At 63.6% G+C, this 13,979-nt stretch carries 12 protein-coding genes and 1 riboswitch; of the genes, 5 read left to right on the top strand and 7 right to left on the bottom strand.

Translation table 11 applies throughout. From position 1 onward, the window contains the following. Positions 1-71 precede the first annotated feature (71 nt). On the bottom strand, positions 72-1,478 hold the full coding sequence (locus EJA05_RS25930) for an adenosylmethionine--8-amino-7-oxononanoate transaminase (protein WP_125860765.1): 1,407 nt from the start codon (positions 1,476-1,478) through the stop codon (positions 72-74). A 238-nt stretch (positions 1,479-1,716) separates the two neighbouring features. Here EJA05_RS25930 and EJA05_RS25925 point away from each other — a divergent pair, with 238 nt between their 5' ends. The 3 genes from EJA05_RS25925 (at position 1,717) to EJA05_RS25915 (ending at position 5,029) form a co-directional block, all read left to right on the top strand. Next, positions 1,717-3,582 carry a flavin monoamine oxidase family protein gene (locus tag EJA05_RS25925; RefSeq protein ID WP_125860764.1) on the top strand — a complete coding sequence of 622 codons (1,866 nt, stop codon included), beginning with the start codon at positions 1,717-1,719 and terminating at the stop codon, positions 3,580-3,582. Positions 3,583-3,864: 282 nt separating this feature from the next. Beyond that, complete coding sequence (locus EJA05_RS25920; RefSeq protein WP_125860762.1) at positions 3,865-4,416, top strand: cytochrome b; 552 nt, start codon at positions 3,865-3,867, stop codon at positions 4,414-4,416. A gap of 34 nt (positions 4,417-4,450) precedes the next feature. After that, the gene (locus tag EJA05_RS25915; RefSeq protein ID WP_125860760.1) at positions 4,451-5,029 is read left to right on the top strand and encodes a YceI family protein; all 579 of its coding nucleotides are present in this window, start codon (positions 4,451-4,453) and stop codon (positions 5,027-5,029) included. A gap of 127 nt (positions 5,030-5,156) precedes the next feature. On the opposite strand, the gene EJA05_RS25910 is transcribed toward EJA05_RS25915, so the two are convergent. The 4 genes from EJA05_RS25910 to metF form a co-directional block, all read right to left on the bottom strand. Next, positions 5,157-7,064 carry a DEAD/DEAH box helicase gene (locus EJA05_RS25910; RefSeq protein ID WP_189654502.1) on the bottom strand — a complete coding sequence of 636 codons (1,908 nt, stop codon included), beginning with the start codon at positions 7,062-7,064 and terminating at the stop codon, positions 5,157-5,159. A 222-nt stretch (positions 7,065-7,286) separates the two neighbouring features. Then, positions 7,287-8,087, bottom strand: a complete 801-nt coding sequence (locus EJA05_RS25905) for a substrate-binding periplasmic protein (protein WP_407692085.1) — start codon at positions 8,085-8,087, stop codon at positions 7,287-7,289. Between the two features lie 37 nt (positions 8,088-8,124). Beyond that, positions 8,125-9,201, bottom strand: a complete 1,077-nt coding sequence (locus EJA05_RS25900; RefSeq protein ID WP_125860758.1) for a hypothetical protein — start codon at positions 9,199-9,201, stop codon at positions 8,125-8,127. Between the two features lie 78 nt (positions 9,202-9,279). Beyond that, on the bottom strand, positions 9,280-10,125 hold the full coding sequence (gene metF, locus EJA05_RS25895) for a methylenetetrahydrofolate reductase [NAD(P)H] (protein ID WP_125465823.1): 846 nt from the start codon (positions 10,123-10,125) through the stop codon (positions 9,280-9,282). 60 nt (positions 10,126-10,185) lie between these two features. Between metF and EJA05_RS25890 the strand changes: the two genes are divergently transcribed. Next, positions 10,186-10,377: a hypothetical protein gene (locus EJA05_RS25890; protein ID WP_125860756.1), complete on the top strand. Its 192-nt coding sequence runs from the start codon at positions 10,186-10,188 to the stop codon at positions 10,375-10,377. Positions 10,378-10,445: 68 nt separating this feature from the next. Here EJA05_RS25890 and ahcY read toward each other — a convergent pair whose 3' ends face one another. Further along, complete coding sequence (ahcY, locus tag EJA05_RS25885; RefSeq protein ID WP_125860754.1) at positions 10,446-11,855, bottom strand: adenosylhomocysteinase; 1,410 nt, start codon at positions 11,853-11,855, stop codon at positions 10,446-10,448. Positions 11,856-11,876: 21 nt separating this feature from the next. Then, positions 11,877-11,972, bottom strand: a riboswitch (S-adenosyl-L-homocysteine riboswitch). 179 nt (positions 11,973-12,151) lie between these two features. Here ahcY and EJA05_RS25880 point away from each other — a divergent pair. Beyond that, on the top strand, positions 12,152-12,553 hold the full coding sequence (locus EJA05_RS25880) for an acyl-CoA thioesterase (protein ID WP_110994163.1): 402 nt from the start codon (positions 12,152-12,154) through the stop codon (positions 12,551-12,553). 105 nt (positions 12,554-12,658) lie between these two features. On the opposite strand, the gene EJA05_RS25875 is transcribed toward EJA05_RS25880, so the two are convergent. Beyond that, positions 12,659-13,897, bottom strand: coding sequence for a cation:proton antiporter (locus tag EJA05_RS25875; protein ID WP_125860752.1), 1,239 nt, complete (start codon positions 13,895-13,897; stop codon positions 12,659-12,661). Positions 13,898-13,979: the final 82 nt, after the last annotated feature.

The raw sequence follows: 13,979 nt of genomic DNA, 5'->3' as shown, positions 1-13,979 counted from the left end.
ATGCGGCGGCGTGGCCACCATGGTATTCGCGGGTAAACCCGCTCCCACAGGGTATGCGGCGATGCTGCTGGTTAGCCCGGATCGCGGAAGTCGGGGTGGAAGTTGGCCGGTACCGCCACACTGACGCTGTCGCGGGTGGCAATGTCGATACCTTCGCTGGCCACTTCGGCGAGGAAGTCGATCTGCTCCGGGGTGATCACGTAAGGCGGCAGGAAATACACCACGCTGCCCAGCGGGCGCAACAGCGCGCCGCGGGTCAGGGCGTGCTCGAACACCTTCAGGCCGCGACGCTCCTGCCAGGGGTAGGCGGCCTTGCTGGCCTTGTCCTGGACCATCTCGATGGCCAGGGCCATGCCGGTCTGGCGGATCTCGGCGACGTGGGCATGGTCGGCCAGGTGCGCGGTGGCACTGGCCATGCGTGCCGACAGGGCCTTGTTGGCCTCGATCACGTTGTCCTGCTCGAAGATGTCCAGGGTCGCCAGGGCGGCGGCACAGGCCAGCGGGTTGCCGGTGTAGCTGTGCGAGTGGAGGAACGCGCGCAGGGTCGGGTAGTCGTCGTAGAAGGCCTGGTAGACCTTGTCGGTGGTCAGGCAGGCGGCCAGCGGCAGGTAGCCGCCGGTCAGCGCCTTGGACAGGCACAGGAAGTCCGGGCGGATGCCGGCCTGTTGGCAGGCGAACATCGTGCCGGTGCGGCCGAAGCCCACGGCGATCTCGTCGTGGATCAGGTGCACGTCGTAGCGGTCGCAGGCTTCGCGCAGCAGCTTGAGGTAGACCGGGTGGTACATGCGCATGCCGCCGGCGCCCTGGATCAGCGGCTCGACGATCACCGCGGCGATGGTCGCGTGGTGCTCGGCCAGGGTCTGCTCCATGGCGGCAAACATGTTGCGCGAGTGTTCTTCCCAGCCCATGCCCTCGGGGCGCAGGTAGCAGTCCGGGCTGGGCACCTTGATGGTGTCCAGCAGCAGCGCCTTGTAGGTTTCGGTGAACAGCGGCACGTCACCCACCGACATCGCGGCGATGGTCTCGCCGTGGTAGCTGTTGGTAAGGGTAACGAAGCGCTTTTTCTGCGGTTTGCCGGTGTTCTGCCAGTAGTGGAAGCTCATCTTCAGCGCCACTTCGATGCACGACGAGCCGTTGTCGGCGTAGAACACCCGGTCCAGGCCGGCCGGGGTCATGGCCACCAGGCGCTCGGACAGCTCGATCACCGGCTGGTGGCTGAAGCCGGCCAGGATCACGTGTTCGAGCTGGTCGACCTGGTCCTTGATGCGCTGGTTGATGCGTGGGTTGGCGTGGCCGAACACGTTGACCCACCAGGAGCTGACCGCGTCCAGGTAGCGCTTGCCCTCGAAGTCCTCGAGCCATACGCCTTCGCCGCGCTTGATCGGGATCAGCGGCAGCTGCTCGTGGTCTTTCATCTGGGTGCAGGGGTGCCACAGGACCTTGAGGTCGCGTTGCATCCACTGATCGTTGAGGCCCATGGGCACTTCTCCTGGCTTGGCGGCGTGGCTTGACCGCGTAAGCCTAAGCAAAGCGGGCAGGCGGGACAACCGCCGGTTGCATTGCTACGGGGCGGCTTCAGACAAAAACTCCAGCCGCTAAAAGCACTTGCTGCGACCAACTGGCAGGGTGTGCGGACCTGACGTATTCTTAGCGCTACTTTCCCTGGGGTATTCCTCCCCTTTTTTCTCAGTGATTTCTGAACCGGAGTTCGCCGACATGGCTGCTGCTTGGGTGCGCCTGTGCGCGTTGGTATTGATTGGTGTGTCCAGCGCTGGCGCGCTGGCCAAGGACAAGACGGCGATCGTCGTCGGTGGCGGCCTGGCGGGCCTGACGGCCGCCTATGAGCTGCAGAGCAAGGGCTGGCAGGTCACCCTGCTGGAGGCCAAGGCGGGCATGGGCGGGCGTTCGGGCCTGGCCACCAGCGAGTGGATCGGCAACAACAAGACCCAGCCGGTGCTCAACCAGTACCTGGAGCGCTTCAAGGTCGGTACCTTGCCCGCGCCGGAATTTGTCCGCACCCCTGGCTACCTGATCGACGGCGAGTATTTCAGCGCCACCGACCTGGCCACCAAGCAGCCGGCCACGGCCGAGGCGCTCAAGCGCTATGAGAAGACCCTGGATGACCTGGCGCGCTCGATCGAAGACCCACTGAACCCGGCGGCCAACAGCACCCTGTTCGCCCTCGACCAGATCAACGTCTCGACCTGGCTCGACAAGCTGCAACTGCCAGCGACTGCGCGTCAGCTGGTGAACCAGCAGATCCGCACCCGCTACGACGAACCGTCGCGCCTGTCGTTGCTGTATTTCGCCCAGCAGAGCCGTGTGTACCGCAATGTCAGCGACCGCGACCTGCGCGCCGCGCGCCTGCCCGGTGGCAGCCCGGTGCTGGCCCAGGCCTTCGTCAAGCAGCTCAAGACCATCAAGACCAGCTCGCCGGTCACTGCCATCGTGCAGGACAAGGACGGCGTGACGGTCAAGGTCGGCTCGGTCGGCTACCAGGCCGATTACCTGGTCATGGCCGTGCCGCTGCGTGCGCTGGCCAAGATCCAGATGACCCCAGGCCTGGACAACCAGCACCTGGCCGCGCTCAAGGGCACCAACTACGGCTGGCGCGACCAGCTGATGCTCAAGTTCAAGAGCCCGGTCTGGGAAAGCCGCGCGCGCATGTCGGGTGAAATCTTCAGCAACACCGGCCTGGGCATGCTGTGGATCGAGCCGGCGCTCAAGGGTGGCGCCAACGTGGTGATCAACCTGTCCGGTGACAATGCCCGCTTGCTGCAGGCGTTCGGCGACAAGCAGATGGTCGATCAGGTGCTGATTCGCCTGCATGCGTTCTATCCGCAGGCCCGTGGTGCCTTCACCGGCTACGAGGTGCGCCGCTACAGCACCGACGCTGGCATGGGTGGCGCCTACCTGGCCTTCGGCCCCGGCCAGATCAGCAAGTACTGGCGCCTGTGGGAGCGCCCGGTGCAACGCATCACCTTTGCCGGCGAGCACACCGACGCGCTGTACCCGGGCACCCTTGAAGGCGCCCTGCGCAGTGGCCAGCGCGCCGCCGGCCAAGTGCAGGACCTGGCGGCGGACAAGTCGTTCGACCCGGTCAAAGCGGTCGCAGCCACTGCAGCTGCAGGTACCGTGGCGGCAGCGGCGGCCAAGGACAAGGGCGGGTTCTTCTCCAACCTGTTCGGCGGCTCGTCCGACAAAGCCGAGAAGGCGCCTGCCAAGCCAGAGCCGGTGAAGGTTGAAGAGGCCAAGCAAGACAAACCGGGGTTCTTCTCGCGTCTGTTCGGTGGCGGCGACAAGCCAGAGGTCAAGGCCGCGCCGGTCGCCAAGGTGGAAGAGGTGGCGCCGGCCCCGGCCCCAGCCCCAGCGCAGGCTCCGGCAGCCCCTGCCGTGGTGGCCAAGGAAGAGCCGGTCAAGGCCGTCCCTGCCAAAGCTGCGCCGGCCAAGCCTGCTGCGCAGAAGCCGGCAGCCAAGCAGGCACACAAACCTGCTGCCAAGCCTGCGCCAGTGAAGAAAGCCACGGCCAAGAGCGAGCCCGCGAAGAAGGCGGTGGTGAACAGCCAGGCCAAGGCTGACTGAGCCTTCGCCGTCGTCTGGCCAGGCCTCATCGCCGGCAAGCCGGCTCCCACAGCTTTGAAGTTGATGCGGTTCGTGTGGGAGCCGGCTTGCCGGCGATGAGGGCGGACCAGGCAACACTACCCTAGCATCCAGACCGCAAGCGGCTATCGTTAACGTTTCCTTAATGGCAAGCTTGCAGAATTGTTATCGGATTTCTCGATAATCCTAAGCAAGTTTTTACGCTTTTATTCGATACATTACCCGCTAGTCTTGTGCACAGCTTTCACGGGGAAATACGCCAACATGCAACTGCGCAACTCATCTTCTCGCTATGGCCTGGTCAGCATCATCCTGCACTGGGGTGTGGCGCTGGCGGTCTTCGGGTTGTTCGGCCTGGGGCTGTGGATGGTCGGTCTGGATTACTACGACCCGTGGCGCAAGTCCGGGCCGGACCTGCACAAGAGCATTGGCCTGGTGCTGCTGGCGGTGATGCTGCTGCGCGTGCTCTGGCGTTTCGTCAGCCCACCACCGCCGGCACCGGCCAACCATGGCAAGGTGACGCGCCTGGCCGCCAAACTTGGGCACCTGGCGCTGTACCTGGGGCTGTTCGCGGTGATGATCGCCGGTTACCTGATCTCCACTGCCGACGGCGTCGGCATCCCGGTGTTCGAACTGTTCGAGGTGCCGGCATTGATCAGCGACCTGCCTGACCAGGCCGACACTGCCGGGGTCATCCATTTGTGGCTGGCCTGGGGCCTGGTGATCTTTGCCGTGCTCCACGCACTGGCGGCACTCAAGCACCATTTCATCGACCGTGACGCGACCCTGACTCGTATGCTGGGCCGCAAAGCTTGACTCTCAACCTCAATTGCAAAGGAAGGAAGTAAGGATGTTGAAAAAGACTTTTGCCGCTCTGGCGCTCGGTACCGCTCTGTTCTCCGCCGGCCAGGCCATGGCCGCTGAATACAAGATCGACAAGGAAGGCCAGCACGCGTTCGTCGACTGGAAAATCAGCCACCTGGGCTACAGCTTCATCCACGGCACCTTCAAGGACTTCGACGGCAATTTCACCTGGGACAGCGCCAAGCCTGAGGCCAGCAAGATCAACGTCGATCTGAAAACCGCCAGCCTGTGGTCCAACCACGCCGAGCGTGACAAGCACATCGCCAGCAAAGACTTCCTGGATGTGAAGAAGTACCCGGAAGCCAAGTTCGTTTCCACCAGCGTCAAGTCCACCGGTGAAAAGACCGCCGACGTGACCGGCGACCTGACCATGCACGGCGTGACCAAGCCTGTGACCTTCAAGGCCACCTTCAACGGTGAGGGCAAGGACCCGTGGGGCGGCGAGCGTGCCGGCTTCAACGCCACCACCACCCTCAACCTGAATGACTTCGGCATCAAGGGCCCGGGACCGGCTTCCCAGACCCTCGACCTGGACATCAGTGTCGAAGGCGTGAAGCAGAAGTAATTTGCCTCGGTAACGAAAACGCCGCCCATTGGGCGGCGTTTTCATTTTTGGCCTCATCGCGGGGCAAGCCCGCTCCCACAACAGCCAGCCTGGCTTTATGGGAGCGGGCTTGCCCCGCGATCGCTTGTTAACCCTTGCGGGTCAGCAGCGCCGGGCGCTCGCCGCGTGGGCGGCTTGGCAGGTCGTCCAGCTGCTCGGGCGTTGGGTAACGATCAAGCTTGGATTCCTTGCGGATGATCACCGGTGCCGGCTGCGAATCGCGCGGATTGCGCACGGCCGGTTCTTGGCGGGCCGAATCGTCACGGCGGTTACGGCCACCGTTGTTGTCGCGACGGGCGCCGCCATTGCTGCCGCCACCGTTACGGGCGCGTTTTTCGCCCGAGCCCTGGTTCTGCCCCTGGCCCTGGCGCTGCTGGCCATTGCCGCGACCTTGGCCCTGAGCCTGACCGCCGGCACCGCTACGCTGACCTTGGCCCTGACCGCCAGTACCACCCGGGCGACGGTTGCGGCCCTGGTTCTTGGCGTTCTGGTAGGGGCTGACGTAGTCGGCACGGTTACCGAAGTTGTCGATGTCGTCGTCCAGGAACTCTTCGGGATCACGGTTGGCCGGCATCGGTTGCGCAGCTTTCTGGCCTTGGCCGCCTTGCTGCTGGCGAGGTTTGCCATCGCGAGGTTTACGCTGGCGGCCCTGCTGCGGCTTGTCGTCGGCCTTGTCCTTGTCTGCCGACTTCTCGGCTGCCGGCTTGCTCTTGCCTTGATCCTTGCCTTTGTCCTTGCGCCCGCCGCTGCCTTCTTTCTTGGCATCGCCACGAGCCTGCTGGTTGCGGCCACCGCGCCCGGCGTTTGGCTGGCGCTCGCGCACCTCTGGTTTCTCTGCCTCGACTTGCGAAGCATCGAAGCCCATCCAGTCACCATCCGGGATCTTCTGCTTGGTGACGCGCTCGATGCTCTTGAGCAGCTTCTCTTCATCCGGGGCGACCATCGAAATGGCTTCGCCGGAACGGCCGGCACGACCCGTACGGCCAATGCGGTGAACGTAGTCTTCCTCGACGTTGGGCAGCTCGAAGTTGACTACGTGGGGCAACTGATCGATGTCCAGGCCGCGGGCGGCGATATCGGTGGCCACCAGCACGCGCACGGTGTTGGCCTTGAAGTCGGCCAGCGCCTTGGTGCGCGCGTTCTGGCTCTTGTTGCCGTGGATCGCGGCGGCGGTCAGGCCGTGCTTTTCAAGGTACTCGGCCAGGCGGTTGGCGCCGTGCTTGGTGCGGGTGAACACCAGCACCTGCTCCCAGGCACCGAGGGTGATCAGGTGTGCCAGCAGCGCGCGCTTGTGGCTGGCGGGCAGGCGGTAGACGCGCTGCTCGATACGCTCGACGGTGGTGTTCGGCGGCGTGACTTCGATGCGCTCGGGGTTGTGCAGCAGCTTGTCGGCCAGGTCGGTGATGTCTTTGGAGAAGGTGGCCGAGAACAGCAGGTTCTGGCGCTTGGCCGGCAGGCGCGCCAGCACTTTCTTCACATCGTGGATGAAGCCCATGTCGAGCATGCGGTCTGCTTCGTCCAGCACCAGGATCTCGACGTGGGACAGGTCGACGCTGCCCTGGCCGGCCAGGTCGAGCAGGCGGCCAGGGCAGGCCACCAGCACGTCGACGCCCTTGGCCATGGCCTGGACCTGCGGATTCATGCCGACGCCGCCGAAGATGCAGGCGCTGATGAAGTTCAGGTCACGGGCGTAGACCTTGAAGCTGTCATGCACTTGCGCGGCCAGCTCACGGGTCGGGGTCAGCACCAGCACGCGCGGCTGGCGTGGGCCGTGGCGCTGCGATTTGTCAGGGTGGCCACCCGGGAACAGGCGCTCGAGAATAGGGAGCGCGAAGCCGCCGGTTTTACCTGTACCTGTCTGTGCGGCAACCATCAGGTCGCGGCCTTGCAACACGGCGGGAATGGCCCGCTGTTGCACTGGAGTGGGCTGGGTATAGCCCGCAGCTTCGATAGCGCGGACAAGTGCCTCGGAGAGACCGAGGGAAGCAAAGGACATGGGCAATCCTGTTCTCGTGGGGGCTAGGCCCTATGGGGTGTTCTGCCTGGCGCGACGGGCATCGGAGGGATGCGATCGCGTCCGGTCCAGCTGGGCCTTTACTGTGCATCCTGGAGGTGGCGGGTGGGCACTGTGTGTGCTGCGCCGCTGCTCGAGATGCCTGCAGTGAGACCGAGCGTCCGGGCGTGAGCCGGGCGGGAAGGCCCGAGTATAACAGAGCAATCAGCGTGTGCTGCGTTCCTGCTGCTCAACGGCGAAAGGAATAGCGTCTTCGCCGATATAGCGCGCATTGATGGCGGCGTAGCCGGGCTCCTGCTTGAAGCGTCGCAGCTCATCGGAAAACGCCTGGGCCAGTTGCTCGCGGCCCGGCTTGCGGGCCAGGCCCAGGTATTGGGTCTGGCGGGCGATCACCAGTGGCAGCGCTTCGACCTGCTGGTCAAGCCCGAGCCTGCGGCTCAGGTAGCGCCCGACTTTGCGGTCGGTGATCAGCAGGTCGATGCGCCCCAGCGCCAGCTTGCCGAAGTTGGCTTCGTGGCTGGGCGCCGATTCGCGGCGAAACAGCGTGGACTCGTTGAAAGCATCGCTATAGGCGTAACCCGGTGAGGTGCCCACGGTCAGGCCTGCGAGGTCTTCGAGTGCCTGCACGGCATGGCGGCGGGTACGGGCCTGGTACAGGACGAACTCGACGTCGGACATCGGTTCCTCCGGGTAAACCATGTAGGACTGGCGCGAGTCGACCCGGAAGATGTCCATCACGCCGTCGGCCAGGCCTTGCTGGATCATCGCCAGGCAGCGCTTCCAGGGCATGAACTCCCATTGCACATCGACCCCCAGGCGCTTGAACACTTCGTTGGTCACTTCATAGTCGATGCCCCTGGGCTGGCCGTTCTCCTGATAGAGGTAGGGCGCCCAGTCGTCGCTGACGATGCGCAGGCGTTCGCTGTGGGCCAGTGGGCTCAGGCAGGCAAGCAGCAACAGGCTCAAGGGGCGTAACAGGCTGAGCAGGGCGCGGGGCAGGGTCAAGGCTGGCTAGTCCGCGATGGCGTGCCCGGCATGCCGATCAGCCTTGGTGCTGATTCAGCAGGTGGGATTCGACTTCGCTGCGTCGGCTGCCCAGTGACAGGCGCAGGCCTGGATGGCGCAGGCAGCGCCGCAGTTGCTCCGGGTCGGGTCGGCCATGACGCTGGCTGAGGTTTTCCAGGGCCTTGTCCCACCAGGCCGAGGCGCAGGCGCGGTCGAATTCGTTGGCATACGGATAGCAGCCGTACAGCAGTTCGCGGGCGAACTGCCGATGCTGGCCGGGGAGTATGTAGGTCAAGGCCTTGTAGCCCAAGCGGTGTAGGGAGGGTGGCCGTGGCAGTTGGTCGTTGACCAGTGGCACGTCGGCCAGCGCCGCTTCGCTCAGCATGGCTTCACCGTGCTTGCGCAGCCAGGCCTGGATCTTGGCGCGGAACTGGGCCTTGCGGCTCCAGTAGTGATGGATGACGTCGGTACACTCGCTGACCTTGAGCGTGCGGTAGGCCGCCACCGCCAGGCAGAATTCCTCGAGGGTGTAGGCTTTCGGGGCGAGCGGGTGGAACTCGTCCATCATGGCGATGGACTGGTCGAGCAGCGCCGCGTCGCAGGCGTTCAGGCCGATCACGCCGGAGTTGAGCAGTGGCATCTGCTCATCGGCCAGGCCGCGCTCCGCGAGGATGCCTGCCAGGGCCTGGTGCAGCACGCAGTGCGGGTTGTCGCCAAAACGCCCGCCGATGGCGTTGCACAACAGCGTGCCGGGCACGACGCGGCGGAACAGCTGCATGGGCGAGGCGCGGAAGAAGGTGTCGGTGTCGATGAGTACCGCCAGCGGGTGCTGTTCGAGGATCTGGCGGATCAGTACGTGCTTGCTGCGAAAGTGATAGCCGTGGGGCTGGTTCCAGGCCTTGCGGGTGGCTTCGTCCAGCAGGTGGGCGGTTACCGGCAGTTGGCGATAGGGTTCGAGGTTGTCGGTGTAGACCTGGATGTCGATGGCTTCGCCGGGCGTGCTGCGCAGGTGCGCGAGGGCGCTGACGATGCTGAAACAGGCTTCCTGGTGATAGGTGGCCGGGCCGAATGCCAGGTAGACGAGCTGAGGATTGGCGGAGACTGGGTGCTGCATACGGGCCGTTAACCTATCGCGAGGCAAAAGTGAAGAAGGCTTTAGCCTAAGCCAAAGCCTTCTTCATGGCGACGATTTTCAGCGCGGCAGCTTCAGGTTGTTCCATATCGCCAGGCTCGGTTCGGCCTGGTTCAGGGTGTAGAAGTGCAGGCCCGGTGCGCCGCCTTGCAGCAGTTGTTCGCACATGCGGGTGATCACTTCTTCACCGAAGGCCTGGATGCTGGCGGTGTCGTCGGCATAGGCTTCCAGCTGCTTGCGGATCCAGCGCGGGATCTCGGCGCCGCAGGCGTCGGAGAAGCGCGCCAGCTTGCTGTAGTTGGTGATCGGCATGATGCCGGGCACCACCGGGATGTCCACGCCCAGCTTCTGTACGCGCTCGACAAAGTAGAAGTAGCTGTCGGCGTTGAAGAAGTACTGGGTGATGGCGCTGTCGGCACCGGCCTTGACCTTGTGCACGAAATTGGCCAAATCGTTCTCGAAGTTGCGCGCCTGTGGGTGCATCTCCGGGTATGCGGCCACTTCCAGGTGGAAATGATCGCCGGTTTCCTGGCGGATGAACTCGACCAGGTCGCTGGCGTAACGCAGCTCGCCGCTGGCCATGCCCATGCCCGAAGGCAAGTCGCCACGCAGGGCAACGATGCGCTTGATGCCTGCGGCCTGGTATTCGGCCAGCAACGAACGCAGGTCGTCCTTGCTGTCACCCACGCACGACAGGTGCGGGGCGGCGGGCACCTTCACTTCGCTTTCCAGCTGCAGCACGGTGTTGAGCGTGCGGTCGCGGGTGGAGCCCCCGGCACCGTAGGTGCAGGAGAAGAAGTCCGGGTTATAGCTGGCCAGCTGGCGGGCGACGCCCATCAGCTTTTCGTGGCCGGCATCGGTCTTGGTGGGGAAGAACTCGAAACTGTAGCGGCGTTCTTGTGACATCACTCGTTCCTCAAGCAGCAAGCTTCAAGCGGCAAGCTGCAAGTAAAAGCCAGACCGGTGATGGCCGATCTGGCTTGGGCGTCGTTCAAGATCTTTGATGCGAAAGCTGCAAGCGGCAACGGCACGGTCTGCCTTTGCTTGTCGCTTGCAGCTTCAAGCTTGCCGCTTGCAGCAAGCTTCAAGTGGCAAGCTGCAAGTAAAAGCCAAACCGGTGATGGCCGATCTGGCTTGGGCGTCGTTCAAGATCTTTGATGCGAAAGCTGCAAGCGGCAACGGCACGCTCTGCCTTTGCTTGTCGCTTGCAGCTTCAAGCTTGCCGCTTAGTAGCGGTAGGCGTGCGGCTTGAACGGACCTTCGACGGTCACACCGATGTAGTCAGCTTGCTGCTTGGTCAGTTTAGTGACCACGCCGCCGAAGCCGCGGACCATTTCCAGGGCTACTTCTTCGTCGAGTTTCTTCGGCAGTACTTCGACGGTCAGGCGCTCGGCTTTCTTCTCGGCCGACAGGTCAGCGTACTTCTGCTCGAACAGGAAGATCTGGGCCAGTACCTGGTTGGCGAACGAACCGTCCATGATGCGGCTTGGGTGACCGGTGGCGTTACCCAGGTTCACCAGGCGGCCTTCGGCCAGCAGGATCAGGTAGTCGTCGTTCTGCGGGTCGAAGTCGCCAGCGCCGGTGCGGTGGATCTTGTGCACCTGCGGCTTGACCTCTTCCCAGGCCCAGTTCTTGCGCATGAAGGCGGTGTCGATTTCGTTGTCGAAGTGGCCGATGTTGCACACCACGGCGCGCTTCTTCAGGGCCTTGAGCATGTTGGCATCGCAGACGTTGACGTTACCGGTGGTGGTGACGATCAGGTCGATCTTGCCCAGCAGGGCCTTGTCGATGCTCGCTTCGGTGCCGTCGTTGTTACCGTCGATGAACGGCGAAACCAGCTCGAAGCCGTCCATGCAGGCTTGCATGGCGCAGATCGGGTCGACTTCGGTGACCTTGACGATCATGCCTTCCTGACGCAGGGACTGGGCCGAGCCCTTGCCCACGTCACCGTAGCCGATCACCAGGGCTTGCTTGCCCGACAGCAGGTGGTCGGTACCACGCTTGATGGCGTCGTTCAGGCTGTGACGGCAGCCGTACTTGTTGTCGTTCTTGCTCTTGGTGACCGAGTCGTTGACGTTGATCGCCGGGACTTTCAGCTCGCCCTTGGCCAGCATGTCCAGCAGGCGGTGAACGCCGGTGGTGGTTTCTTCGGTCACGCCGTGGACGCGGTCCAGAACGGCTGGGTATTTCTTGTGCAGCAGTTCGGTCAGGTCGCCGCCGTCGTCGAGGATCATGTTGGCGTCCCATGGCTGGCCATCCTTCAGGATGGTCTGCTCCAGGCACCACTCGTACTCTTCTTCGGTTTCACCTTTCCAGGCGAATACCGGGATACCGGCGGCAGCGATCGAAGCGGCGGCCTGGTCTTGAGTCGAGAAGATGTTGCAGGACGACCAGCGCACTTCGGCACCCAGGGCAACCAGGGTTTCGATCAGCACGGCGGTCTGGATGGTCATGTGGATGCAGCCCAGGATCTTCGCACCCTTGAGCGGTTGCTCGGCCAGGTACTTGCGACGCAGGCCCATCAGAGCAGGCATTTCCGACTCGGCGATGATGGTTTCGCGACGGCCCCAGGCAGCCAGGGAGATGTCGGCGACTTTGAAATCGGCAAAGCCGGCAGGCGTGTTTACAGCGCTCATGAAGAGCCTCCATTCGTAGTGTGCGAATGGGCGCCGTTGTGCGTTGAGCGTCCGCTTGGCGGACAACGCCCCAACCGAGCCTGACAGGACGAACCTGCTGCAGCGCCCCTCGGTCGGGTGGCGGGATGGCCACCGCTGCGGGGGGCCATTTTGATCGGCAGCGATTATAGCCGTGCGTGTGTGACACACCCAAGACTTTCTGTCGATTAATCGCGACGATAGTCGATGGTAAATGGAGCGTGACTCGCCGGTCTGCCATCATTACCGCACGTCTAACTGGCAGGTCAGGAGTCACGATGAACTTTCACACCCGCAAATGGGTAAAACCCGAAGACCTCAATCCCAACGGCACGCTGTTCGGCGGCAGCCTGCTGCGCTGGATCGACGAGGAAGCGGCGATCTACGCCATCGTCCAGCTGGGTAACCAGCGTGTGGTGACCAAGTACATTTCCGAAATCAACTTTGTCAGCGCCTCGCGCCAGGGCGACATCATCGAACTGGGCATCACCGCCACCGAGTTTGGCCGCACCTCCATCACCCTCAAGTGCGAAGTGCGCAACAAGATCAGCCGCAAGGCGATCCTGACCGTGGACAAGATGGTCTTCGTCAACCTGGGTGAAGATGGCTTGCCGGCCGCCCATGGGCGCACCGAGATCAAGTACATCCAGGACCAGTTCCCGGACTCCGCGGTGGAATAAGCGCTGGAGTCTTTGTGGGAGCGGGCTTGCCCCGCGATGGCGCCGGCAGGATCAACATCGATGCCTGTGCTGACGTTATCGCGGGGCAAGCCCGCTCCCACGCTATTACTCGGGTTGTGTGCTGACCCTGCTCACCACCTTGCCGACCGTCAGGCCTTGAATCAGGATCGACGACAACACCACGATGTAGGTGATCGACAGCAGCAGGTCGCGCTCTTCACCCATTGGCAACGACAGCGCCAACGCCACCGAAACGCCTCCGCGCAATCCACCCCAGGTCAGCACTCGAATGGTGCCCTGCGGCACCGTGCGCCAGCGGCGCAGCAGCACGATCGCCGGCGCCACGGTCAGCAGGCGCGAGGCCAGTACCGCCACGGCCAGCACGCCACCTGCCGCCAGGTGCAGCCAGTTGAACGGCAGCAGCAACAGCTCCAGGCCGATCAGGGCGAACAGCAGGGCGTTGAGCATGTCGTCGATCAATTCCCAGAATCCGTCCATGTAACGGCGGGTCATGTCGTTCATCGCCAGGTTGCGCCCCAGGTTGCCGATGATCAGGCCGGCCACCACCATGGCGATCGGCGCCGAGACGTGCAGTTCGTAGCACATCGCCGAGCCGCCGATCACCAGCGCCAGGGTCAGCATGACCTCGACCTGGTACTGCTCGACGCTCTTGATCATGCGGTAGGTGGCATAGCCGATCAGGCCACCGAAGACCACGCCGCCAATTGCTTCACGGGCGAACAGCAGGGCCGTGTCGGCAACGCTCGGCGTCTCGCCCAGCTGGATGATGCCCAACAGCACGGTGAACACCACCACCGCGGTGCCGTCGTTGAACAGCGATTCGCCGACGATGGTGGTCTTCAGCGGTTTCGACGCGTTGGCGGTACGCAATGCGCCGAGTACGGCGATCGGGTCGGTCGGCGAGATCAGCGCACCGAACAGCAGGCAGTAGATCAGTGGCACGTTCCAGCCGAACAGGCCGAACACCCAGTGCGCCAGGTAGCCGATCACCACGGTGGCGATCAGCACGCCGACGGTGGCCAGCAGGCCGATCGGCCAGCGGTAGCTGCGCAGGTCGGCAAGGTTGACGTGCAGGGCGCCGGCAAACAGCAGGAACGCCAGCATCCAGTGCATCAGCAGGTCGTTGAAGTCGATCTGGTTCATCAGCCCTTCGACGCGTTCTTCAAGGCCGGGGAAGCCGATCAGGCTCAGGCCCTGGAGCATCAGGGAGAACAGCAGCGCCGTGACCATCACGCCGATGGCGGGTGGCAGGCCGATGAAGCGGTAGTTCACATAGGTGAGGAGGGTGGTGAGGCAGATAAACGCGGCAACTAATTCAAGCATCCTGAATCCTGTGACAGTGGCTTCCAAGTCGTTACCCGAATGGCTCGGGCAGTTCTTGGATGATCTGGCACGGCGCTCGGGA

It is taken from the genome of Pseudomonas oryziphila (genome assembly GCF_003940825.1).
Taxonomy (GTDB): Bacteria; Pseudomonadota; Gammaproteobacteria; order Pseudomonadales; family Pseudomonadaceae; genus Aquipseudomonas; species Aquipseudomonas sichuanensis.
The sequence above is the reverse complement of the archived record's forward strand: the minus strand, read 5'-3'. Positions and strand labels throughout refer to the sequence as shown.